Source organism: Delftia sp. HK171, assembly GCF_001886655.1.
Classification (GTDB): Bacteria; Pseudomonadota; Gammaproteobacteria; order Burkholderiales; family Burkholderiaceae_C; genus Comamonas; species Comamonas acidovorans.
Genome location: NZ_CP018101.1, coordinates 5346286 through 5367715, shown reverse-complemented (window position 1 = coordinate 5367715; position 21430 = coordinate 5346286). Strand labels below are relative to the sequence as shown.

Here is a 21430-nt window from a genome sequence, read left to right as displayed (position 1 = left end):
CCATTTACAAACATCGATAAGAATCGATCTTTTCCGAGTGAAAACCCCATGCTCCATACCGTTTCAGACTTGGACCTGCGGCTGCTGCGCGTGTTTCTGGCCATCGTTGACGCGGGCGGCGTGTCGGCGGCGCAGGCCAGCCTTGGCGTAGGGCAGTCCACGCTCAGCAGTCAGCTGTCCACACTGGAGACGCGGCTGGGTTTCAGTTTGTGCGAACGGGGGCGCGGCGGCTTTCGCCTGACGGCCAAGGGCCGGCGCTTCGTCGATATGGCTCGCACGGCCCTGCAGGGACTGGAAGGCTTCAGTGCGCAGGCGCGCAACATGCACCGGCAGCTGGTCGGCAGCCTGGCCATCGGCCTGATCGGCAATGCACCCATGGAATACAACGCGCTGATGGGGCGGGCCATACAGCGCTTTCGCCAGCGCGACGAGGCTGTGCGCCTGTCGGTGCTGGTGCGCGGGCCGCGCGAGCTGGAGGAAATGCTGCTGCGCGACGAGCTCCAGGTCGCCGTGGGCTATTTCCTGCACCGTGCGCCGGCGCTGGAATACACGCTGCTGTTCAGCGAAAGGCAGGTGGCCTATTGCAGCGCCAGCCATCCCTTTGCCGCACGCGCGGGCTGCATCGGCGCGCAGGAGGCGGGCGAGGCCGACTGGACCTGGCGCACCTATCCGCTGCCGCAGGCCCCGCTGACGGGGCGCCCGCGCCATGTCACCTCAGAGGCGGACAACATGGAGGCGGCCGCCATCCTCATCCTGTCAGGCGCCCACCTGGGCTACCTGCCAGAGCACTACGCGGCGCCCTATGTGGCTGCCGGCCTGCTGCAAGCGCTGGACGAATCCCTCTTCAGCTATGACGTGGACATCACCATGGTGGCCAAGAAGCGCGCACGCCAGGACGACATCACGGCCGCCTTCACGGACGACATGCGTGCCGTGCTGTAGGGGCGCCGCGGCACAGCGGCATCAGAACTGCAGCAGGCTCAGCGCAAACGGCAGGCTGAGCACGCCCAGCAGCGTGGACAGCGTGACCAGCCCCGCCACATACGAGCCGTTGTAGCCCATGCGCGCGGCCAGCACATAGCACGACGATGCGGTGGGCAGGGCCGAGAAGGCCATGAGGATCAGCGCCTGCGCACCGCTCAGGCCAAACGCCCGCACCATGGCATAGGCGATCAGCGGCTGCACCAGATGCCGCACGGCCAGCAGGCACACGGCCAGCAGCTTGCCGGCGGCCAGCGCGCCGAACTGCATGCCGGCGCCGGCCGACATCAGGCCCAGCGCGATGGAGGCTGCGCCTATGCGGGAGATCGACGGCTCGATCAGCGCGGGCAGCTTCAGCCCCAGCGCGCTGAACACCAGGCCCGACAGCGTGCCCACGATCAGCGGATTGCGCACCAGCTGCCCCAGGAAATGCTGGTTGCTGCCGCGCGCCATGGGCCAGACGGCCGCGATATTGCACAGCGGCACGCTCACGCCGATCAGCACCGAGATGAACAGCAGGCCCTCAGGCCCCGCCAACCGGCTGGCCAGCGCCAGGCCGATGAAGGAGTTGAAGCGAAACGCCACCTGCACGGCGCCGGCATGCTCGCGTGTGTCGATCCGGCCGCGCAGGCCCGGCCACCAGGGCAGGCTGTAGGCTAGGCCGATGCCGACCACGGCCGCGCACACGCCAGCGGCCAGCAAGTGGGAGGTGGCCCCCCAGTCCACCGGGCTCTTGACGATGGAGTGGAACAGCAGCACCGGGAACAGCAGGTAGTACACCAGCGCCTCCACTGCCTGCCAGACCGTGCGGTTGAGCTGTGTGAAGCGGCACAGCACGTAGCCAAGCACGATGAGCGAAAAATCGGGGAAGAGCAGCACGGCGTAGTTCACGGGGGCAGAGCATAAGCGCAACCCCGCAGTCGCCGCGTCTCCCGAGAAACCATGGCGCGAGGCTAGGGGTAAACACCGGGAAATCAGTGCTGCGACAAACTGTGACAACCGGGCCCCGGGCCTTAGCATCGCTGGGGTCCACACAGCCGATCCGAAAGCGCAGGTCCTGACGACCGTCAAGCGCGCAGCGGGCTCCAGGCCCCACCATGGCTGTTCCGTGGCAGCGTTTGCGAGCCTTCGTTTCGCAGACCATCCATCCGCAGGCACGGCCTTGCGGATGTCCATGAAACCTTCTTCGTCAACACGACCCCCAAAAGGAGATCTTGTATGAATCGTCGCAGCTGGATGGGCCTGACCCTGGTCCTCGCAAGCACCGGAGCCCTGGCCCAGGCCTATCCCACCAAGCCGATCAAGCTGGTGGTGCCCTTCGCCCCCGGTGGCACGACCGACATCATCGCCCGCGTGATCGCCGAACCCCTGACCAAGGAACTGGGCCAGCCCGTGGTGGTGGACAACCGCGGCGGCGGCGGTGGCGTCATCGGCGCCATGGAAACCGCGCGCTCGCAGCCCGATGGCTACAGCCTGGGCATCGCCACGGTCTCGACCACGGCGACCAACCCCGCGATCAACCCCAAGATCTCGTACAACACGCTGACGGACTTCACGCCCATCATCAACGTGGCGGCCACGCCCAACGTGATCGCGGTGAACCCCAAGTTCCCCGCCAAGGACTACAAGAGCTTCGAGGCCGAACTCAAGAAGTCCCAGGGCAAGTACTCCTATGCCTCCTCGGGCACGGGCGGCATCCAGCACATGCTGATGGAGCTGTACAAGAGCCTGACCAACACCTTCGTCACCCACATCCCCTACCGCGGCGCGGGCCCGGCGCTCAACGACGTGGTGGCGGGCCAGGTGCCCATGGTGCTGGACAACCTGCCCTCGGCCCTGCCGTTCATCAAGGACAACCGCCTGGTGCCCATCGTGGTGGCCGCGCCCCAGCGCCTGGCCGTGCTGCCCAATGTGCCCACCTTCAAGGAAGTGGGCCTGGAGCCGGTGAACCGCATGGCCTACTACGGCATCCTGGGCCCCAAGAACATGCCCAAGGACGTGGTGGACAAGATCAACGCCGCCGTGCGCAAGGTGCTGCAGGACCCGGCCGTGCGCAAGCGCATCGAGGACACGGGCTCCCTAGTCATCGGCAACTCGCCTGAAGAGTTCGCCAAGCAGATCAAGGACGAGTACGAGACCTACAAGAAGGTGGTTGCTCAGCAAAAACTCACGCTGGAGTAAGCACCGCCTTGAGCGGTTGGCTCAGAACCCGAGGCTCCTTGCGGACCTCGGGTTTTTTCGTTGTAGGCTTGATGGGATGTCCCAAGTGCCTGTTGCTTCCATCGCTTCCCCATCGGCTGCCGAAGCCGAATCTGCTGCCGATCCTGCATCCTGGCCGGCGCCGCTGCCTGCCAGCCTGGATGCGCTGGACCTGTTCATGGATGCGCTGCTGCTGGAGGACGGGCTGTCGCGCAATACGCTGGCGGCCTATCGCCGGGATCTGACGGCCTGGGGGCGGTGGCTGGCGCACCAGCAGCCGCCGCTGGCGCTGGATGCGGCGGGCGAGCTGGAGCTGCAGGGCTATTTCGCGGTGCGGGTGGAGCAGACCAAGGCCAGTTCTTCCAACCGGCGGCTGACGGTGCTGCGCCGCTACTACCACTGGGCGCTGCGCGAGCAGCGCATTGCCGCCGATCCAACGGCACGCATGCTGGCGGCCCGGCAGCCGCCGCGCGTGCCGCATACGCTGACGCAGGCGCAGGTGGAGGCACTGCTCAGGGCGCCCGATGTCGATACGCCACTGGGCCTGCGTGACCGTGCCATGCTGGAGCTGATGTATGCCAGCGGCCTGCGCGTGAGCGAGCTGGTGGATCTGCTCTTGCATGGCATCGATCTGCGCTCGGGCGTATTGCGCGTGACGGGCAAGGGGCAAAAGGAAAGGCTGGTGCCCTTCGGCCAGGAGGCGCACTGGTGGCTGGAGCGCTACCTGGCCACGGCGCGCGGTGCCATCCTGGGCGGGCAGCGCAGCGATGCGGTCTTCGTGACCCAGCGCGGAGCAGCCATGAGCCGCGTGATGTTCTGGGTCATCGTCAAGCGCTGCGCGCAGGTTGCGGGCGTGACGGCACCGCTGTCGCCGCACACGCTGCGCCATGCCTTCGCCACCCACCTGCTCAACCATGGCGCAGACCTGCGCGTGGTGCAGATGCTGCTGGGCCATGCCGACATCTCCACCACCACCATCTACACCCATGTGGCGCGCGAGCGGCTCAAGGCATTGCACGCTTTGCACCATCCGCGTGGTTGATTGGGTGTGGAGGGTTCGCCGGTTTGGGCGTTTCTGCCGTTGAAATCGTCGAAGTGGCAAAGCCTGTCCCGGGGATATGCGCTTTGCAGAACAATCACCGCCGTGTTCGATGTGTTTCTGCGGAGTTTTCGATGACTGATTTCCTGCGCCGGCATGTGCTGGTGACTTCCATGCTGGCGGCGACGGTCGCTGCTGCGGCCTTGCCGATGTCCGCGTCGGCCGCCGATGCCGCCTGGCCCAGCCGGCCCATCCGCGTGGTGGTTTCCTATCCGGCCGGTGGCGTCAGCGACGTGGTGGCGCGCGCCCTGGGCGAGAAGCTGGCCGCCCGCCTGGGCCAGCCCGTGGTGGTGGACAACAAGGCCGGCGCCGGCGGCGCCATCGGCCTGGACCTGGTGGCCAAGGCCGCACCTGATGGCTATACGCTGGGCTTTTCCTCCATCAGCCCGCTGACGCTGAGCCCGCACCTGGGCAAGCCGCTGTTCGATCCGCAGCGCGATCTCGTGCCCGTGACCAGCGTGATGTATTCGCCCGTGCTGCTGCTGGGCACGGCCCGCTCCACGGCGCCCGATTTCAAGGCACTGGTGGCGCAGGCCAAGGCCCAGCCCGGCGAAGTCCGTTGGGCCACGGCAGGCCTGGCATCGCTGGGCCACATCATGCTCGAGCAGATCATGTATGCCTCGCAGGCCAAGATCACGCACATCCCCTACAAGGGCGGCGGCCAGCAGCTCAATGATGGCCTGAGCGCCCAGTTCGAGGTGCTCTCCACCAACGCCGGGCCGGCCGTGCTGCAGCACATCAAGGCGGGCAAGTTCAAGGCCCTGGCCGTTGGTGCTCCCCAGCGCCTGGAGTCGCTGCCCGGCGTGCCCACGCTGGCCGAGCTGGGCTACAAGAGCGCCAACATGACCTCGGTGTTCGGCATCTTCGCGCCCGCAGGAACGCCCGCGTCCGTGCTGCAAAGGCTCAATGCCGAGATCAACCAGGTGCTGACCCAGCCCGACATGCGTGCCAAGCTGGAGGCCACCGACAACGTGGCCACGGGCGGCAAGGCCGAGGATTTCGCGCGCCAGATCGAGGCCGAGTCCCAGTCCAACGCGCGCATCATCCAGGCTGCAGGCATCAAGCTGAACTGATACTGCTGCGGCGCGTGGCATGCAAAAAGGGCTTGCGGCTTCCCGGCCGCAAGCCCTTTGCCATGGTGGCTGGCCCGTTCAGACCGTGGCGTCGTCCGCCGTGAGGTTGTCGGCCCAGGCCAGTGCCTGCAGATGCGCCCAGTTGACCTGGTGGTTGGACAGCTGCAAGGCGTTGGCAGCGCGCGCAAAGCCTTCGTCGTCGCCGCTTTCGCAGGCGCGCGTCAGCTCCAGGAAGGGCGCGAACACGCCCTTGTTGTGCACCAGCGCATCGATCACGGGCTGGGGCAGGGCGATGGATTCCAGCGCCTTTTCCATGGGCTGGCCCAGCATCACGTCCAGCAGCGAGAACACGCCCACCACGAAGGCGTTGTCGCATTCCTCGGGCGAGAGCAGCTCGGCCGTCAGCAGCTCCATCAGGCGTCCGCGCACCACGGCGGTCTGGCCCACGGCCGGCGGCGTGCCGCCCGCGCGCGAGGTGGTCAGCAGCAGCGCGGCCCAGCGGAACAGCTTCTTGAGGCCCAGGATCATCACCGCGTGGCGGAACGAGGTGATCTCGCAGGACAGGCCGAATCCCGAGGAGTTGATGAAGCGCAGCAGGTTGAAGGACAGCGTGGGGTCCTTCTTGAGCAGGGCCTCGATCTCGTCCGTGCTGGCCTGCTGGCGCACCAGGTTGATCAGCTGGATGATGGTGGCCTGCGTGGGGCGGATGGTGCGCGCCTGCACCAGCTGCGGCTGGGCGAACCAGAAGCCCTGGAACAGCCGCACGCCCAGGTCGCGCATGCGCTCGAACTGCTCGGAGGTCTCGACCTTTTCGGCCACGATCTGGGCATTGGTATGGGCGCGCGCGAAATTCACCAGGGTCTCGGCATCGGCCAGTGCAAAGGTCTGCATGTCCAGCTTGATGAATGCGGCCGCAGGCAGCCAGCTGGCATAGGCGCGGCGCAGCAGGTGCTGGTTGAAGGCCAGGCGGAAACCGCGCTGGCGCAGGGCCTGGAAGGTGGGCAGGCGCTCTTCGATATCGGCTGTGGTGGCGTTCTCGCCCAGCGTGGTCACTTCCAGCACCACCTTGTCGGGGTGGATCAGTTCCAGGTGGCCGCCGGCCAGGCTGTCATGCGTGCAGTTGATGAAGACCGTCTTCTTGCCCACCAGCGCCTCGGCTCCCGCATACGACAGTGCGTTGAACAGCAGGGCGGCATCGGAGGCCGCCGTGTGCGCATGCTGGGCTGTGGAGCGATCGAAGAGTTCATAGCCGAAGACATCGCGCGCCTCGTTGACGATGGCCTGGCGCGCAATGACGGCCACCTGTCCGTCCTCCACTCCTTCTGGCAGGGGTGGTGGCGGAGCGGAGGAGTTGTCGTTGGTAGTCATTTGGAAGCTGAGAAAGATGAAGGAGCGGCGGCGTTGAGTTGCGTGCGATAGCTCATGACTATAGCGAGCTGTCTGCCAGTTGGTCGGTCCAGGCCAGGGCCTGCAGATGGGCCCAGTTGATCTGCTGGCTGCTCAGGCGCAGTGCGTCTGCGCTGCGGTTGAAGGCTGCGTCGTCGCTGGCTTCGCAGGCCTGGGCCAGGATCAGCAGCTCGCCCAGCACGCCTTCATGGCGCAGCACGGCGGCGGAGACGGCATCGGGCACGGGGATCAGGCTCATGGCCACGTCCTGGGGCAGGTCCAGCATGCTGCCCAGCAGCGAGAAGATGCCGACGACGAAGGCCTGGTCGGAGTCTTCCTCGCTCAGCGATTCCTGGGCCAGCAGCTCCATCAGCCGCCCGCGGATCACGGCGGTCTGGCCGATGGCCGGCGGCGGGCCGCCGTTGCGCGATGCGGTCAGCAGCATGGCCGCCCAGCGGAACAGCTTCTTGAGGCCCATGAGCATCACGGCCTGGCGGAAGGAGGTGATCTCGCGTTGCACGCCAAAACCCACGGAATTGATCAGGCGCATCAGGTTGAAGGCCAGGCCCGCATCCTTCTTGAGCACATCCTCGATGGCATCGGTGCTGGCCTGCTGGCGCACCAGATTCAGCAGCTGGACGATGCTTTGCTGCGAGGGCGACAGCAGCTTGGTGCGCACCACCGTGGGCCGCGCAAACCAGAAGCCCTGGAACAGCTGTATGCCCAGGCGGCCGACCTGCTCATGCTGCTGGGCGCTTTCCACCTTCTCGGCGATCAGCTCGGCGCGCGTGTGGCGGCCAGCGAAGTTGACCAGCACGGCCAGTTGATCGGGGGCCAGCACGGACAGGTCGAACTTGATGTAGTCGGCCAGGGGCAGCCAGGCCGCATAGGCGGACTCCAGCACCGTGTGATTGAAGGCCAGGTTGAAGCCGCGCGCGCGCAGATTGCTGAGGATGGGCAGGCGGGCCTGCACCTCTTGTTGTGCGGCCAGGCCCAGCGGCGGGATCTCCAGCACCACCTTGTCGGGGTTGAGCAGCTCCAGATGTCCGCCGGCCAGGCTTTCATGCGTGCAGTTGACGAACATCAACTTGGTGCCGACCAGGTCCTCTTCGCCGGCATGCGACAGGGCCGTGAACACCAGGGACACGTCCGAGGCCGCCGTATGGTCCGGGTAGGCGCGCGAACGGTTGAAAAGCTCGTAGCCGATGATCTGCTGCACCCCGTTGACGATGGCCTGGCGCGCGATCATTCCCCGGTCTGTGGACGCGGGGCTGGCCGCAGGGGCATCGTTGAAGAGATGGACAGGCAATTCGGTCATGGAGTGTTCGGTCGAAGAGGCACGGTAAGCAGCAGATCTGATTGTAGGAATGTTCTGAATAAATATGCCGACAGGCAGTGTCTGCTGGGACAAGTCCGATTGCGGAGTCGGACCCATCCTAGTTTGTAAACCATTGTGCGGCCATGCGGACGGGACGGGCCCGTCCGCGCGGCTGTGGCGGTCTTTCTTCAGACCTGCTGCAGCCAGGCCAGTTCGGTATCGGTGAAGCCAGCGGCACGGCGTGCGCGCTCGTTGAAGGGCGGGCGCAGGCGCGGTGCCTCGTAGCGCTGCGTCAGGTGCTGGTAGTGCGCCTCCGGCTCCAGGCCTTCACGCTCGCACAGCCAGCGGTACCAGTGGTTGCCTATGGCCACGTGGCCCACTTCCTCGCGCAGGATGATGTCGAGGATGTCCACGGCCGCCAGCGCATCGGGCGCGCGCGTGTTGCGCAGCTTGTTCTGTATCTGGGGCGTGGCGTCCAGGCCCCGTGCCTCCAGCGTGCGTGGCACCAGTGCCATGCGGGCCACCACGTCATGCGCGGTCTTCTCGCACATGGTCCACAGGCCCTGGTGGGCAGGGAAGTCGCCATAGTCGTGGCCCAGGTGCGCGCGCAGATGCTCGCGCAGCAGGCGAAAGTGCTTGGCCTCCTCGGCGGCCACCTGCAGCCAGTCCAGGTAGTACTGCTGCGGCATGCCGTCAAAGCGCCAGACGGCATCCAGCGCCAGATTGATGGCGTTGAACTCGATGTGGGCAATGGCGTGGATCAGCACGGCCCGGCCTTCGGGCGTGGCCGGCGAGCGCCTTGCAACGGCGGTGTGGTGGCGCAGCTCGGGCCGCAGCGGGCGGCCCGGCAGGTCCGGTGCGGGATCGGGCAGGGCCGGTGCCTGCGCTGCTATTGAATAAAGCGCCTGCCGTGCATACATGTCCAACGCGGCGGCGGCCTTTTCTTCGGGGTCCGGGAGGCACAAAACCTCAAGGGCGCGGTGACGTAACTCCATCCCTACAATTCTAGGTTTCCTGCCATCACCAATAATTGACGGAGACAAAGACCCATGGCGATTTATGAACTGGATGGAGTGGCCCCTGAAGTGGCAGCATCGGCCTGGGTGGCCGACAGCGCCGAGGTCATGGGCAATGTGCAGCTGGCCGAAGACGCCAGCATCTGGTTCGGCGCCGTGCTGCGCGGCGACTGCGAGAGCATTTCCATCGGCGAGGGAAGCAACATCCAGGACGCCAGCGTGCTGCATGCCGACCTGGGCAAGCCGCTGGTCGTGGGGCGCCATGTGACCGTGGGCCACCAGGTCATGCTGCATGGCTGCACCATCGGCGACGAGTCGCTGATCGGCATCGGTGCCGTGGTGCTCAACGGCGCGAAGATCGGCAGGAACTGCCTGGTCGGCGCAGGTGCCCTCATCACCGAGGGCAAGGAGTTTCCCGATGGCTCGATGATCATCGGCAGCCCGGCCAAGGCCGTGCGCCAATTGACGCCCGAGCAGATCGAAGGCTTGCGCCGCAGCGCCCAACACTATGTCGATAATGCGCGCCGGTTCAAGACCGGGTTGCGCAAGCTGGGCTGAGCGAGGCCCGGCACTTTTTTACGGAATCCATCAGCGTGTCTGAACTGCATAAATTCATCTTCGAAGGCCTGCCCGTGCGCGGCTCCATCGTCCGCCTCACCGACGCCTGGCAGGAAATCCTGCAACGCCGCGCGGGAAACGGCGAGACCGGCGCCTACCCCGCCGCCGTGCGCGAACTGCTGGGCGAAATGGCGGCTGCCGGCGTGCTCATGCAGTCCAACATCAAGTTCAACGGCGCCCTGGTCTTCCAGGTCATGGGCGACGGCCCGGTCAAGCTGGCCGTGGCCGAGGTGCAGTCCGACTTCGGCCTGCGCGCCACCGCCACCCTGATCGGGGAGGCGCCCGAAGGCGCCACGCTGGAGCAACTGCTCAATGTGAACGGTGGTGGCCGCTGCGCCATCACGCTGGACCCCAAGGGACGCCAGCCGGGCCAGCAGCCCTACCAGGGCGTGGTGCCGCTGCAGGATGCGCAAGGCCGCAGGTTCTCCAAGGTGTCCGATGCTCTGCAGCACTACATGCTGCAGTCCGAGCAGCTGGACACCGTGCTGGTGCTGGCCGCCAATGACCAGTTGGCTGCCGGCCTGCTGATCCAGCGCATGCCGGTCAAGGGCGAGGCCAACCTGGCCTCCGCCACCGAAAGCGAGCAATCGGGCCAGGACGCCATCGGCCTGAACGAGGACTACAACCGCATCGCCACGCTGGCCGCCAGCCTGACGCGCGACGAACTGCTCACGCTGGATGTGGAAACCATCCTGCGGCGCCTGTTCTGGGAAGAAAAGCTGATGCGCTTCGTCCCCCAGCAGGACGAAGAGCGCCCGCGCTTTGCCTGCACCTGCAGCCGTGAGCGCGTGGGCGCCATGCTGGTCTCGCTCGGCATTGAAGAGGTGGACAGCATCCTGGAGGAGCGCGGCAATATCGAGGTGGGCTGCGACTTCTGCGGCAAGCAGTACGAGTTCGATCCCATCGATGCCGCTCAGCTGTTCACCGAAGCCGGCAAGCAGCCGCCGACCTCGACGAACGTCCAGTAAATACGCTCGAAGTCAGTCTCGCCCGCTGCGCAGCGCGTCGAACAATCGCCGCTCGCAGTCCGGGTCGCTGCACTGCTCGCAGCCGTAGGGGCGAAGGCGCGCGCTGCCTTGCGCGGGGCTTGCGGGCAGCCAGGACCAGTCCATTTGCGGAGCCTTGAGCCTGAGCGACTCGGCCAGCTGTTGCCATTGCCGGGCGGTATTGCCGTAGAGCACCACGTAGTCGCGCGACTGGCTTTGCAATTGGTCGCGCCAATGCTGGAGCTGTGCGGCAGGGCCATTGCTCACTCCTTCGTGCTCGGTGACGGAGGCTCTCCAATCCAGTCCCAGCAGGTAGACGGCCCCATGTTCCGGCAGAGACTGCCCCGGCTCGGCCGCCAGGCATTGCCAGTCAGTGGGAGATGCTCCGTGGTGCCGCCAGGCCTGGCGCAATGCATGGGCCATTGAAAGCGCGAGCGCGGGCGGCGATCCCAGAAGAATCACCGGGGGCGGGGGCAAGCGGGCTGTGTCCAAGTACCTGTCTCGGCTTGCGCGCAGGCCCGGTTAAGGGGCGCAGGCGCCTTGTTGCAAAAGCACAAGGCCGGCATGAAGCCGGCCCTGATGCAAAAAATCCCAACCCTCAGCGCCGCACGATCTGCACGAAGATCTCGTTGGGCTTGACCATGCCCAGCTCACTGCGGGCCTTTTCCTCGACCATGGCCAGGCCGTCCTTGAGGTCGTTGACCTCGGAGGCCAGGCGGTCGTTCTCGGCCTTTTCCAGGGCATTGGCCACGTTCTGGTCGTGGATCTGCTGCTGCAGTTCCTTGACGTAGGCCACGCTGCCATGGCCCAGCCACAACTGCGCGTGCACGGCGGCGAGCAGGGCGAGCAGGACAAGGGGGACGACGCGGTTGACCATGGCAGCAGATGTTGCGGAAAGGAAAAAGGCTTGCAGGCCGGATGGCTTGCAAGCCTAACGCTTTTCAGCGCAGGTTGTAGAAAGCCTCGCGGCCGGGGTAGTGGGCGATGTCACCCAGGTCTTCCTCGATGCGCAGCAGCTGGTTGTACTTGGCGATGCGGTCCGAACGGCTCAGCGAGCCGGTCTTGATCTGGCCGGCATTGGTGCCCACCGAGATGTCGGCAATCGTCGAATCCTCGGTTTCACCCGAGCGGTGCGAGATCACGGCGGTGTAGCCTGCGCGCTTGGCCATTTCGATGGCGGCAAAGGTTTCGGTCAGCGTGCCGATCTGGTTGATCTTGATCAGGATGGAGTTGGCGATCTTCTTGTCGATGCCTTCCTTCAGGATCTTGGTGTTGGTGACGAACAGGTCGTCGCCCACCAGCTGGACCTTGGCGGCCAGGCGGTCGGTCAGGATCTTCCAGCCATCCCAGTCGCCTTCGGCCATGCCGTCCTCGATGGAGATGATGGGGTACTTGTCACACCAGCCGGCCAGCATTTCGGTCCACTGGGTGGCGGTCAGCGTCAGGTTGCCTTCACCGGCCAGCACGTACATGCCGTCCTTGTAGAACTCGCTGGCGGCGCAGTCCAGGCCCAGGGCGATCTGTTCGCCGGCCTTGTAGCCTGCATTTTCGATGGCCTGCAGGATCAGCTGGATGGCGGCTTCGTGGTTTTCCACGGAAGGCGCAAAACCGCCTTCGTCGCCCACGGCCGTGCTCATGCCCTTGTCGTGGATGATCTTCTTGAGCGCGTGGAAGACTTCGGCACCCCAGCGCACGGCTTCGCGGAACGAAGGCGCGCCCACGGGGATGATCATGAATTCCTGCAGGTCCAGGCTGTTGTTGGCGTGCGCGCCGCCGTTGATGACGTTCATCATCGGCACGGGCAGCTGCATGCCGCCCATGCCGCCCAGGTAGCGGTACAGCGGCAGGCCGGCTTCTTCGGCAGCGGCGCGGGCCACGGCCATCGAGACGGCCAGCATGGCGTTGGCGCCCAGGCGGCCCTTGTTGTCCGTGCCGTCCAGGTCGATCAGGGTCTTGTCCAGGAAGGCCTGCTCGGAGGCGTCCAGGCCCAGAACGGCTTCGGAGATCTCGGTGTTGATGTGCTCGACGGCCTTGAGCACGCCCTTGCCCAGGTAGCGGCTCTTGTCGCCGTCACGCAGTTCGATGGCTTCGCGCGAGCCGGTGGACGCGCCCGAAGGCACGGCGGCGCGGCCCATCACGCCCGATTCCAGCAGCACGTCGCATTCGACGGTGGGGTTGCCGCGGCTGTCCAGCACTTCGCGGCCTACGATGTCAACGATTGCACTCATGGCATTTCCTTTGCGGTTTTTGAAATCGGTGTGCAGGCGGGTTCCGGTGAGGTTGCGCCCTGGTGCTTGCCGGGCAAGCGGTATGGGTGGTCGATGGCGTGGCTGGCTGCCGTGCCACCAGGCACAGCCGTGCTCCGCGGCGCAGTATCTGCGATCGGGCGGCGGCTATTGTGCACAAATTGGTTGTATGGCTTTGTATGCGCTGCGCTCTTGACGAGCCGGGGTGGCTGGCCGTCAGACGCCTTCCACGCAGACCATGCGCATGATGGATGCGCCTTCACGCGCCTCGCGGGCACGCAGGTACTCGGGCGTGTCGTAGAAGGCCCGGGCTGCCTCGAAGCTGGGGAACTTGAGGATCACGGTGCGGCCGGGGTTCCAGTCGCCTTCGAGCACTTCGACCTTGCCGCCGCGCACGCAGACTTCGGCGCCATGCACGCGCATGGCCTCGGTGCTCCACTTGCGGTATTCCTCGTACTGCTCGGGCTTGGTGACGGTGACGGACGCAATGATGTAGCCGCTGGCCATGGGTCAGACTCCAAAGTCGTTTTCGAGGAAGCCGTTCTTCTTGGTCACGTCGTCGAGCGCGACCAGGGTTTCGAGCAGGGCCTTCATGTGCTTGAGCGGCACCGCGTTGGGGCCGTCGCTGAGGGCGCAGGGAGGGTTGGGATGGGTTTCCATGAACAGGCCCGCCACGCCCACGGCCACGGCCGCGCGCGAGAGCACGGGCACCATCTCGCGCATGCCGCCGCTGCTGGTGCCGTTGCCGCCGGGCAGCTGCACGCTGTGCGTGGCGTCGAAGACGACGGGCGCGCCGGTCTCGCGCATGATGGACAGGCTGCGCATGTCCGAGACCAGGTTGTTGTAGCCGAAGCTGGCGCCGCGCTCGCAGGCCATGAAACTGTCCTCGGGCAGGCCGGCTTCCCTTGCAGCCGCACGGGCCTTGTCGATGACATTCTTCATGTCATGCGGGGCCAGGAACTGGCCCTTCTTGATGTTCACCGGCCGGCCCGACTGGGCGACGGCGCGGATGAAGTCGGTCTGGCGGCACAGGAAGGCCGGCGTCTGCAGCACGTCCACAACCTGGGACACGGCCGGGATTTCGGACTCGGTGTGCACGTCGGTCAGGATGGGGACCTGCAAGTCCTTCTTCACCTTGGCCAGGATCTCCAGGCCCTTGTCCATGCCCGGGCCGCGAAAGCTGGCGCCCGAGCTGCGGTTGGCCTTGTCGTAGCTGCTCTTGAAGATGAAGTGGATGCCCAGGGCCGCCGTGATTTCCTTGAGATGCCCCGCCACGTCCATCTGCAGCTGTTCGGACTCGACGACGCAGGGGCCTGCAATGAGAAAGAAGCGCCGGTCGAGGCCGACATCGAAGCCGCAGAGTTTCATGGTGGGGATTCCTTGGGAAATGGTGGGCGGCGTTGCGGGGGTCAGGACTTGCGCGGCGCCTTCTGGCGTTCGATCGCAGCCTTCACGAAGGCATTGAACAGCGGGTGGCCGCTCCACGGCGTGGACTTGAACTCGGGGTGGAACTGCACGCCGATGTACCAGGGGTGAACTTCCTTGGGCAGCTCGACGATCTCGGTCAGCTGCTCGCGCTGCGTCAGCGCCGAGATCACCAGGCCCGCTTCGCGCAACTGGTCCAGATACTGGACGTTGGCTTCATAGCGGTGGCGGTGGCGCTCGGTGACCACATCACCGTAGATGCTGTGGGCCAGCGTGCCGGCCTGCACGTCGGAGGACTGCGCGCCCAGGCGCATGGTGCCGCCCAGGTCGGAGTTCTCGTCGCGGGTCTTGACCGTGCCGTCGGCATCCTTCCACTCGGTGATCAGGGCGATCACGGGGTTGGCGGACTTGGGGTCGAACTCGGTGGAGTTGGCGCCTTCGAGGCCGGCCACATGGCGGGCGTATTCGATGGTGGCCACCTGCATGCCCAGGCAGATGCCCAGGTAGGGCACCTTGTTCTCGCGGGCGTAGCGGGCCGTGGAGATCTTGCCTTCCACGCCGCGCGAGCCGAAGCCGCCGGGCACGAGGATGGCGTCGTACTGCGAGAGCTTGTCGCGCGCATTGGCGTCGCTGATGGTCTCGGAATCGACGTGGGTGATCTTCACTGCCACATGGCTTTGCATGCCGGCGTGCTTGAGCGCCTCGTTGACGGACTTGTAGGCGTCCGACAGCTCGACGTACTTGCCGACCATGGCGATCTTGACCTCGCCCTGCGGGTGCTCGGTCTCGTGGACCAAGTCGTCCCAGCGCTTGAGGTTGGTGGGCGGCGTGTTCAGGCGCAGCTTGTCGCAGATCAGGCCGTCCAGGCCCTGCTCGTGCAGCATGCGGGGCACCTTGTAGATGGTGTCCACGTCCCACATGGAGATCACGCCCCACTCGGGAACGTTGGTGAACAGCGAGATCTTTTCCTTCTCCTCTTCCGGCACCTGGTGCTGCGCGCGGCACAGCAGGGCGTCGGGCTGGATGCCGATCTCGCGCAGCTTCTGCACGGTGTGCTGCGTGGGCTTGGTCTTGAGCTCGCCGGCCGTGGCAATCCAGGGCAGGTAGGTCAGGTGCACGAAGGCCGTGTTGTTGGGCCCCTGCTTGAGGGCCAGCTGGCGAACGGCTTCGAGGAAGGGCAGGGACTCGATATCGCCCACCGTGCCGCCGACTTCGCAGATGGCGACATCGACAGCGTCAGGCGTGCCCAGGCCGGCGCCGCGCTTGATGTACTCCTGGATTTCGTTGGTCACGTGCGGGATCACCTGCACGGTCTTGCCCAGGTAGTCGCCGCGGCGCTCCTTTTCCAGAACGCTCTGGTAGATGCGGCCGGTGGTGAAGTTGTTGGACTGCTTCATGCGCGTTTCGATGAAACGCTCGTAGTGGCCAAGGTCCAGATCGGTCTCGGCGCCATCATCGGTCACGAACACTTCACCGTGCTGGAAGGGCGACATGGTGCCCGGGTCCACGTTGATGTAGGGATCCAGCTTGATGAGGGTGACTTTGAGGCCGCGCGATTCGAGGATCGCAGCAAGGGAGGCTGAGGCGATTCCCTTGCCCAGGGAAGACACCACACCGCCTGTGACGAAGACAAATTTGGTCATGTCTTTTATTGGTGGTGGTAAAGCAGGATTATAGATGCGCCGCCGAATTCGCCGCGCCGCGCGGGGCTGCTCGGATGCTCCGGCTCTGCTAAATTGCGCGCCATGACTGAAGTGTTCGCAGGTAAACATCTGGTGCTCGGCCTCTCCGGAGGCGTGGCTTGTTACAAATCTGCCCAGCTGGTGCGCCTGCTGGTGCAGGCCGGGGCCACCGTGCAGGTGGTGATGACCGAGGCGGCAGAGCAGTTCATCACGCCGGTGACCATGCAGGCGCTGTCGGGCCGCCCCGTCTATGGTTCGCAGTGGGACGCGCGCGAGCCCAACAACATGCCCCACATCAACCTCAGTCGCGAGGCCGATGCCATGCTGATCGCGCCCTGCAGCGCCGACTTCATCGCGCGCCTGGTGCAGGGCCGCTCCGACGAGCTGCTGAGCCTGATGTGCCTGGCGCGCCCCATGGACCGCGTGCCCCTGTTGCTGGCGCCTGCCATGAACCGCGAGATGTGGGCGCACCCGGCCACGCAGCGCAACCTGGCGCAGGTGGCGGCCGACGGTGCGCTGGTGCTGGGCGTGGGAACGGGCGACCAGGCCTGTGGCGAGGTGGGCGACGGCCGCATGCTGGAGCCCGAGGAAATCATGGAGGAGCTGGCTGCCTTCTTCACGCCCAAGCTGCTGCAGGGCCGCCAGGTGCTGGTCACGGCGGGCCCGACCTTCGAGGCCATCGACCCCGTGCGCGGCATCACCAACCATTCCAGCGGAAAGATGGGCTTTGCCATTGCGCGCGCCGCACGCGAGGCGGGCGCCCAGGTGACCCTGGTGGCCGGGCCCGTGCACCTGCGCACGCCGCGCGGCGTGCAGCGCATCGACGTGCAATCGGCGCAGCAGATGTTTGATGCCGTGCACCAGCAATTGCCGCAAGCCGGCGTGTTCATCGCCACGGCGGCCGTGGCCGACTGGCGCCCGGCCACGGCGTCAGACCAGAAGATCAAGAAGGACGGCTCGGGCCAGACCCCCACGCTGACCTTCGTCGAGAACCCCGACATCCTGGCGGCCGCCGCGCAGTCCGAGCCTGCGCGCAGCGGCCGACTGTACTGCGTGGGCTTCGCCGCCGAAAGCCATGACCTGCTGCAGCACGCCAGCGCCAAGCGCCTGCGCAAGCAGGTGCCGCTGCTGGTGGGCAATATCGGTCCCGCAACCTTTGGGCGGGATGACAATGCCCTGCTGCTGATCGACGAGGCCGGCACCATGGAGCTGCCGCACGCCTCCAAGTCCCTGCTGGCGCGCCAGCTGGTGGCCGAGATCGCCCGGCGCCTGCCGCCCGTCCGTTGACACCACCGAAGGCCCGCATGTCACAGAACACCTACGAAGGCCCCCGCCACGGCGACTATGTGCGCTATGTGGATGAGCTGCTGCGCGCCAGCCCCCTGTACCGCTCTGCGGCCCACGGCTGGATGGCGCAGGGACGCAGCGATTTCACCGATGCGGTGGCCACGCCGGGCGCGCAGTCCCAGTCCGTGGTCGAGCGCGTGCGCGAGCAGGTGCAGGCTGCGGCCGAGAAGGCGCGCATCGCCGCGCAGCAGGCTTCGGTGCCCGCCCTGCCGGGGCGCCAGCCATCTGCAGGCGACAGGAATGGTGGCAGGGCCGATCGCGGCCGGCAGGCGGCCCGGGCACAGCAAGCCCAGGCCTCCTCCGCCGCCAAGGCTGTCAAGAAGACGGTCTTCAAGATAGGTCCGGGCCAGTTGCTGGGTATCGTGATCGGCCTGATCCTGGCCGTGGTGATTCCGGGCATCGGCCCCTTCATCCTGCTGCTCACCATCATCAATGCCATCGTCAAAGGCTTTCGCAGCGGGCTCAAGTCGTCCGGGTGACGGCGCGGGGCACAATGCGCGCTTTGCTTTTCAAGAGAGCCTGCCGTGAGGCGCTCCCCAGATTGTTTCCATGAACGTTGATATCAAGATCCTTGACGCGCGCCTGCGCGAGAACATGCCCGCCTACGCCACGCCGGGAAGCGCGGGCCTGGACCTGCGCGCCTGCATCGATGCGCCTTTGATGCTGGAGCCCGGCCAATGGCAACTGGTGCCCACGGGCATGGCCATGTACCTCAAGGACCCCGGCTACGCGGCCATGATCCTGCCGCGCTCGGGCATGGGCCACAAGCACGGCATCGTGCTGGGCAACCTGGTCGGCCTGATCGACAGCGACTACCAGGGCCAGCTCATGGTCAGCGCCTGGAACCGCTCGACCACGGCCTTCACGCTGCAGCCCATGGACCGCCTGGCCCAGCTGATCATCGTGCCCGTGGTGCAGCCCAGCTTCAATGTGGTCGAGGAGTTCGAGTCGGCTTCCGAGCGCGGCGCGGGCGGCTACGGCTCTACAGGCAAGCAATAAGGCGCTCAGCCAGAAAACGCCCGCAGCCGCGCTGCCCGGGCATCGCTCCAGGGAGGAATCCGCATGGCCAGGCCATCCCGGCGCACGCGCCACCGCCCATCCGCATCATGGACGCGCGTGATGCTGACGCAGGAAGACCGCATGCGCCGCCGCCTGCAGCAGCGCCACTGGCTGCGCCTGCATGCGGCACTGACGGGCGGGTTGAGCCTGGCCGGCATGTCGCTGTTGAGCCTGGGCCTGCTGCATGCGGGCATGCACAGCATGGCGCTGCGCTATGGCGTGGCCCTGGCCTGCGGCTATCTGCTGTACCTGCTGCTGCTGCGCCTGTGGGCCGAATGCATGCTGCGCCGCGACTGGGAGGTGTCCGATGTTCCCGATGTGACGCCCGGCGGCAGCGGTTCTTCACCGGCCCGCACGCCGGAGGCTGGCGGATTCGACAGCGGGCAGGGCGGCTCGTATGGCGGCGGTGGCTCCAGCGGCAGCTGGGATGACGGCGGCGCCATGTCCGAGGCCGCTTCCTCGGCCTCGCAAGGCTTTGATGTGCCGGGCATCGATGGGCTGGACGAAGGCGCCGTCGTCCTGGTCCCGGTGCTGCTGGTGTTTGCGGCGCTGCTGGTCGCGGTCACGGGGGCAGGGTCGCTGCTGTGGCTGGTCTTTGGGGCCGACCTGTTCCTGGCCGTGGCGGTGGAGGTGGCCTTTGCGCTGCTGATGGCGCGCACGCTCTACGTGGTGGAGCGCGAGGGCTGGCTGCTGGCCGCGCTGCGCCTGAGCTGGAAGCCGGTGCTGGGCGCACTGGTGGCCGCCGTGGCGCTTGGCGCGCTGGCCGACTGGCTGTTTCCCCAGGCAGACACCCTGGTGCAGGTGCTGCGCGCGCTGAGAGGACACTGAAAGGACCCTGAGAGGGCACAGAGCCGCTGCTGCGCGGCTCCTGCCGTCACGCCTGTCTTTTTGCCCCCGGCAGGCGCAGCTGCATGCGCAGGCCGCCCAGCGGCGAGCGGCTGGCCGCGATGCTGCCGCCATAGGTCTGCACCAGGTCACGCACGATATCCAGGCCCAGGCCTGCGCCGGGCCTGCGTTCGTCCAGGCGCTCGCCGCGCTCGAAGATGCGGCCAAGGTCGGCGTCTTCGATGCCGGGCCCGTCATCGTCCACCGTCAGCAGCAAGGGGCCGCCGGCCTGATCGTGCTCCAGGCCCTGGACTTCCAGGCTCACGGCCTGGGCCGCCCATTTGCCGGCGTTGTCCAGCAGGTTGCCCAGGATTTCCATCAGGTCCTGGCCATCGCCCAGAAAGTCCCAAGGCTGCGCATCGCCCTTCAGCGCGAAGCGGATGCCGCGGCCGGCGTGCAGCCGCTCCATGGTGCGCACCAGCGAGGCCAGCGGCGGCTCCAGCGGCGTGCGCAGGCCTGTGGCCTGGCGGGCCGCAGCGCGGGCGCGTGCCAGATGGTGGTCCACCTGGCGGCTGGCGCTGGCGACCTGCTCGCGAACCAGTTCGGCCAGCGCCCCGCCTTCCTGCGCGGCGGCATTGCCGAGGATGGACAGCGGCGTGTTCACCGCATGGGCCAGGTTGCCGGCCTGCGTGCGCGCGCGCTGCACCATGTCGGCGTTCACATCCAGCACATGGTTGAATTCCTGCACCAGGGGGCGCAGTTCCTGCGGAAACCGGCCTTCGAGGCGCGGCGTTGCCCCCTTGCGCACGTCGGACAGGCCTTTGCGCAGCAGCTGCAGCGGCCGCAGCGCCAGGCGCAGCTGCAGCACCACGGCCAGCACCAGCCCGGCCGCCAGCGTGCCCAGTGCGGCGATCAGCATGGTGGTGAAGCGCTGCATGGGCTCGGCCAGCAGGGCGCTGTCGGCCGCAACGATCAGGCGCAACGGCGGCGCGTCGGCTTCGGGCAATTGCAGGGGGCGTGCCACGGCCACGAGCTGGTGGCCCTGGCCATCGGGCAGCATGCCGGTGTTCAGCGCCGTGTCCTCGTGGTGCTCATCCGGGCGGCCGGCATCGGCGCGGAACTGGTGCCAGTCCAGCGTCTGGTCCCACAGCGAACGAGAGCGCAGCAAGCCGGCCTTCTCGGGCGGACCCGCGCCATCGCTCACCTGGTCGATCTGCCAGTACAGGCCTGACAGCGGCTGCGCCAGGCGCGGATCGCCCACGGCCAGTCCGACTTCGATGCGCCCTCCGGGCAGGCTGTTGACGGCTGCGCTGAGCTGGTCGAGCTGCATCACCAGCTGCGCCTGCAACTGCTGCGCGATGTGGTCGCGGAACAGGCCGCGCAGCCCCCAGCCCGCCAGCAGCACGGCCGCCAGCACCCAGGCCAGCGTGCCGGCCAGCAGGCGCAGGCGCAGCGAATCGCCAAGCCGGGATACCTGTCTTTCCTGTGGCGCGTTCATGCAGCGGGCGCGCCTTCCACCAGCCGGTAGCCCAGTCCGCGCACGGTCTCTATGCTGCCGGCCGGCAGCTTCTTGCGCAGGCGGCCGACGAAGACCTCGATGGTGTTGGAGTCGCGGTCGCTGTCCTGCGGGTAGATGTGTTCTGACAGTTCGGTGCGCGATATCACCTGCCCCACGCGCTGCATCAGCAGGGCCAGCACCTTGAATTCATGGCTGGTGAGCGTCAGCGGCTGGCCGGCGACGCTCACGCGGGCATGGCGCGAGTCCAGCACGATGGGGCCGCATTGCCACTGGGCGCTGGCGTGCGGGCTGAGCCGGCGCAGCAGGGCTCGCAGGCGGGCCATCAGCTCTTCCATGTGGAAGGGCTTGGCCAGATAGTCGTCGGCGCCGGCATCCATGCCGGCCACCTTCTCATGCCAGGCGCCGCGCGCCGTGAGGATCATCACGGGCATGACCCGCCCTTGTTCGCGCCAGGCGCGCAACACCGTCAGGCCATCGCGCACGGGCAGGCCCAGGTCCAGCACGGCGGCGTCGAATTCCTCGACCTCGCCCAGGTACTGGGCCGTTGCGCCGTCCGCGGCCGTCTCCACCGTATGGCCTGCCTGCTGCAAGGCCTGTACCAGTTGCCCGCAGAGCGTGGGCTCGTCTTCCACCACGAGGATTCGCATCTGC

At 66.7% G+C, this 21430-nt stretch carries 22 protein-coding genes; 10 read left to right on the top strand and 12 right to left on the bottom strand.

The window, feature by feature from the left end; translation table 11 throughout:
• Positions 1 to 48: 48 nt before the first annotated feature.
• Entirely contained in the window at positions 49 to 942 is an 894-nt protein-coding gene (locus BO996_RS23975; RefSeq protein WP_071956579.1) for a LysR family transcriptional regulator, read from the top strand.
• Positions 943 to 963: 21 nt separating this feature from the next.
• Here the strand turns inward: BO996_RS23975 and BO996_RS23970 are convergent, their stop codons facing one another.
• Positions 964 to 1872, bottom strand: a complete 909-nt coding sequence (locus BO996_RS23970) for an AEC family transporter (protein ID WP_071956578.1) — start codon at positions 1870 to 1872, stop codon at positions 964 to 966.
• A 327-nt stretch (positions 1873 to 2199) separates the two neighbouring features.
• Between BO996_RS23970 and BO996_RS23965 the strand changes: the two genes are divergently transcribed.
• The 3 genes from BO996_RS23965 to BO996_RS23955 all read left to right on the top strand — a co-directional run bounded on the left by BO996_RS23965 (position 2200) and on the right by BO996_RS23955 (position 5352).
• Positions 2200 to 3162: a tripartite tricarboxylate transporter substrate binding protein BugE gene (locus BO996_RS23965; protein ID WP_012206917.1), complete on the top strand. Its 963-nt coding sequence runs from the start codon at positions 2200 to 2202 to the stop codon at positions 3160 to 3162.
• 76 nt (positions 3163 to 3238) lie between these two features.
• The gene (gene xerD / locus BO996_RS23960; RefSeq protein WP_071956577.1) at positions 3239 to 4222 is read left to right on the top strand and encodes a site-specific tyrosine recombinase XerD; all 984 of its coding nucleotides are present in this window, start codon (positions 3239 to 3241) and stop codon (positions 4220 to 4222) included.
• A gap of 131 nt (positions 4223 to 4353) precedes the next feature.
• On the top strand, positions 4354 to 5352 hold the full coding sequence (locus BO996_RS23955) for a Bug family tripartite tricarboxylate transporter substrate binding protein (RefSeq protein WP_071956576.1): 999 nt from the start codon (positions 4354 to 4356) through the stop codon (positions 5350 to 5352).
• Positions 5353 to 5430: 78 nt separating this feature from the next.
• Here the strand turns inward: BO996_RS23955 and BO996_RS23950 are convergent, their stop codons facing one another.
• From BO996_RS23950 to BO996_RS23940, 3 genes are all read right to left on the bottom strand, one after another.
• Positions 5431 to 6720 carry an EAL and HDOD domain-containing protein gene (locus tag BO996_RS23950; RefSeq protein ID WP_012206914.1) on the bottom strand — a complete coding sequence of 430 codons (1290 nt, stop codon included), beginning with the start codon at positions 6718 to 6720 and terminating at the stop codon, positions 5431 to 5433.
• 58 nt (positions 6721 to 6778) lie between these two features.
• Positions 6779 to 8056 carry an EAL and HDOD domain-containing protein gene (locus BO996_RS23945; RefSeq protein ID WP_034396453.1) on the bottom strand — a complete coding sequence of 426 codons (1278 nt, stop codon included), beginning with the start codon at positions 8054 to 8056 and terminating at the stop codon, positions 6779 to 6781.
• A gap of 188 nt (positions 8057 to 8244) precedes the next feature.
• Complete coding sequence (locus tag BO996_RS23940; RefSeq protein ID WP_013801101.1) at positions 8245 to 9051, bottom strand: ferritin-like domain-containing protein; 807 nt, start codon at positions 9049 to 9051, stop codon at positions 8245 to 8247.
• A 54-nt stretch (positions 9052 to 9105) separates the two neighbouring features.
• On the opposite strand from BO996_RS23940, the gene BO996_RS23935 reads away from it, so the two are divergent.
• Both BO996_RS23935 and hslO read left to right on the top strand, forming a co-directional pair.
• A complete protein-coding gene (locus tag BO996_RS23935) occupies positions 9106 to 9630 on the top strand; it encodes a gamma carbonic anhydrase family protein (protein ID WP_012206911.1) in 525 nt (174 codons plus the stop codon).
• 35 nt (positions 9631 to 9665) lie between these two features.
• Positions 9666 to 10658, top strand: a complete 993-nt coding sequence (gene hslO / locus BO996_RS23930; RefSeq protein ID WP_012206910.1) for an Hsp33 family molecular chaperone HslO — start codon at positions 9666 to 9668, stop codon at positions 10656 to 10658.
• 12 nt (positions 10659 to 10670) lie between these two features.
• On the opposite strand, the gene BO996_RS29875 is transcribed toward hslO, so the two are convergent.
• The 6 genes from BO996_RS29875 to BO996_RS23900 all read right to left on the bottom strand — a co-directional run bounded on the left by BO996_RS29875 (position 10671) and on the right by BO996_RS23900 (position 15990).
• Positions 10671 to 10943, bottom strand: a complete 273-nt coding sequence (locus BO996_RS29875; RefSeq protein ID WP_232240414.1) for a hypothetical protein — start codon at positions 10941 to 10943, stop codon at positions 10671 to 10673.
• 331 nt (positions 10944 to 11274) lie between these two features.
• A complete protein-coding gene (ftsB, locus tag BO996_RS23920) occupies positions 11275 to 11553 on the bottom strand; it encodes a cell division protein FtsB (protein ID WP_012206908.1) in 279 nt (92 codons plus the stop codon).
• 64 nt (positions 11554 to 11617) lie between these two features.
• Entirely contained in the window at positions 11618 to 12904 is a 1287-nt protein-coding gene (gene eno, locus BO996_RS23915; protein ID WP_071956574.1) for a phosphopyruvate hydratase, read from the bottom strand.
• Between the two features lie 234 nt (positions 12905 to 13138).
• On the bottom strand, positions 13139 to 13429 hold the full coding sequence (locus tag BO996_RS23910) for a DUF1330 domain-containing protein (RefSeq protein WP_012206906.1): 291 nt from the start codon (positions 13427 to 13429) through the stop codon (positions 13139 to 13141).
• A gap of 3 nt (positions 13430 to 13432) precedes the next feature.
• Complete coding sequence (gene kdsA, locus BO996_RS23905; RefSeq protein ID WP_013801105.1) at positions 13433 to 14290, bottom strand: 3-deoxy-8-phosphooctulonate synthase; 858 nt, start codon at positions 14288 to 14290, stop codon at positions 13433 to 13435.
• 41 nt (positions 14291 to 14331) lie between these two features.
• On the bottom strand, positions 14332 to 15990 hold the full coding sequence (locus tag BO996_RS23900; RefSeq protein WP_071956573.1) for a CTP synthase: 1659 nt from the start codon (positions 15988 to 15990) through the stop codon (positions 14332 to 14334).
• A 102-nt stretch (positions 15991 to 16092) separates the two neighbouring features.
• On the opposite strand from BO996_RS23900, the gene coaBC reads away from it, so the two are divergent.
• From coaBC to BO996_RS23880, 4 genes are all read left to right on the top strand, one after another.
• Positions 16093 to 17316 (top strand): bifunctional phosphopantothenoylcysteine decarboxylase/phosphopantothenate--cysteine ligase CoaBC, encoded by a 1224-nt coding sequence (gene coaBC, locus BO996_RS23895; RefSeq protein ID WP_013801106.1) that lies wholly within the window; start codon positions 16093 to 16095, stop codon positions 17314 to 17316.
• A 17-nt stretch (positions 17317 to 17333) separates the two neighbouring features.
• Positions 17334 to 17855 (top strand): hypothetical protein, encoded by a 522-nt coding sequence (locus BO996_RS23890; RefSeq protein ID WP_017404377.1) that lies wholly within the window; start codon positions 17334 to 17336, stop codon positions 17853 to 17855.
• Positions 17856 to 17925: 70 nt separating this feature from the next.
• On the top strand, positions 17926 to 18375 hold the full coding sequence (dut, locus tag BO996_RS23885) for a dUTP diphosphatase (protein ID WP_071956572.1): 450 nt from the start codon (positions 17926 to 17928) through the stop codon (positions 18373 to 18375).
• Positions 18376 to 18438: 63 nt separating this feature from the next.
• Positions 18439 to 19263 carry a hypothetical protein gene (locus tag BO996_RS23880; RefSeq protein WP_071956571.1) on the top strand — a complete coding sequence of 275 codons (825 nt, stop codon included), beginning with the start codon at positions 18439 to 18441 and terminating at the stop codon, positions 19261 to 19263.
• Positions 19264 to 19309: 46 nt separating this feature from the next.
• Here the strand turns inward: BO996_RS23880 and BO996_RS23875 are convergent, their stop codons facing one another.
• Together BO996_RS23875 and BO996_RS23870 are read right to left on the bottom strand one after the other, a co-directional pair.
• On the bottom strand, positions 19310 to 20758 hold the full coding sequence (locus BO996_RS23875) for a sensor histidine kinase (protein WP_071956570.1): 1449 nt from the start codon (positions 20756 to 20758) through the stop codon (positions 19310 to 19312).
• The gene (locus BO996_RS23870; protein ID WP_071956569.1) at positions 20755 to 21426 is read right to left on the bottom strand and encodes a response regulator transcription factor; all 672 of its coding nucleotides are present in this window, start codon (positions 21424 to 21426) and stop codon (positions 20755 to 20757) included. Before BO996_RS23870 ends, BO996_RS23875 begins: the two co-directional genes overlap by 4 nt.
• Between the last annotated feature and the right edge of the window lie 4 nt (positions 21427 to 21430).

What these genes read in the sequence shown, in the direction of transcription:
- BO996_RS23935 (WP_012206911.1), top strand. Translation starts at nt 9,106, where the DNA reads ATGGCGATTTATGAACTGGATGGAGTGGCCCCTGAAGTGGCAGCATCG.
- BO996_RS23945 (WP_034396453.1), bottom strand. Translation starts at nt 8,056, where the DNA reads ATGACCGAATTGCCTGTCCATCTCTTCAACGATGCCCCTGCGGCCAGC.
- BO996_RS23870 (WP_071956569.1), bottom strand. Translation starts at nt 21,426, where the DNA reads ATGCGAATCCTCGTGGTGGAAGACGAGCCCACGCTCTGCGGGCAACTG.
- BO996_RS23965 (WP_012206917.1), top strand. Translation starts at nt 2,200, where the DNA reads ATGAATCGTCGCAGCTGGATGGGCCTGACCCTGGTCCTCGCAAGCACC.
- coaBC (WP_013801106.1), top strand. Translation starts at nt 16,093, where the DNA reads ATGACTGAAGTGTTCGCAGGTAAACATCTGGTGCTCGGCCTCTCCGGA.
- BO996_RS23975 (WP_071956579.1), top strand. Translation starts at nt 49, where the DNA reads ATGCTCCATACCGTTTCAGACTTGGACCTGCGGCTGCTGCGCGTGTTT.
- eno (WP_071956574.1), bottom strand. Translation starts at nt 12,904, where the DNA reads ATGAGTGCAATCGTTGACATCGTAGGCCGCGAAGTGCTGGACAGCCGC.
- ftsB (WP_012206908.1), bottom strand. Translation starts at nt 11,553, where the DNA reads ATGGTCAACCGCGTCGTCCCCCTTGTCCTGCTCGCCCTGCTCGCCGCC.
- BO996_RS23900 (WP_071956573.1), bottom strand. Translation starts at nt 15,990, where the DNA reads ATGACCAAATTTGTCTTCGTCACAGGCGGTGTGGTGTCTTCCCTGGGC.
- BO996_RS23875 (WP_071956570.1), bottom strand. Translation starts at nt 20,758, where the DNA reads ATGAACGCGCCACAGGAAAGACAGGTATCCCGGCTTGGCGATTCGCTG.
- BO996_RS23890 (WP_017404377.1), top strand. Translation starts at nt 17,334, where the DNA reads ATGTCACAGAACACCTACGAAGGCCCCCGCCACGGCGACTATGTGCGC.
- BO996_RS23910 (WP_012206906.1), bottom strand. Translation starts at nt 13,429, where the DNA reads ATGGCCAGCGGCTACATCATTGCGTCCGTCACCGTCACCAAGCCCGAG.
- xerD (WP_071956577.1), top strand. Translation starts at nt 3,239, where the DNA reads ATGTCCCAAGTGCCTGTTGCTTCCATCGCTTCCCCATCGGCTGCCGAA.
- kdsA (WP_013801105.1), bottom strand. Translation starts at nt 14,290, where the DNA reads ATGAAACTCTGCGGCTTCGATGTCGGCCTCGACCGGCGCTTCTTTCTC.
- BO996_RS23955 (WP_071956576.1), top strand. Translation starts at nt 4,354, where the DNA reads ATGACTGATTTCCTGCGCCGGCATGTGCTGGTGACTTCCATGCTGGCG.
- BO996_RS23940 (WP_013801101.1), bottom strand. Translation starts at nt 9,051, where the DNA reads ATGGAGTTACGTCACCGCGCCCTTGAGGTTTTGTGCCTCCCGGACCCC.
- dut (WP_071956572.1), top strand. Translation starts at nt 17,926, where the DNA reads ATGAACGTTGATATCAAGATCCTTGACGCGCGCCTGCGCGAGAACATG.
- BO996_RS23880 (WP_071956571.1), top strand. Translation starts at nt 18,439, where the DNA reads ATGGCCAGGCCATCCCGGCGCACGCGCCACCGCCCATCCGCATCATGG.
- BO996_RS23950 (WP_012206914.1), bottom strand. Translation starts at nt 6,720, where the DNA reads ATGACTACCAACGACAACTCCTCCGCTCCGCCACCACCCCTGCCAGAA.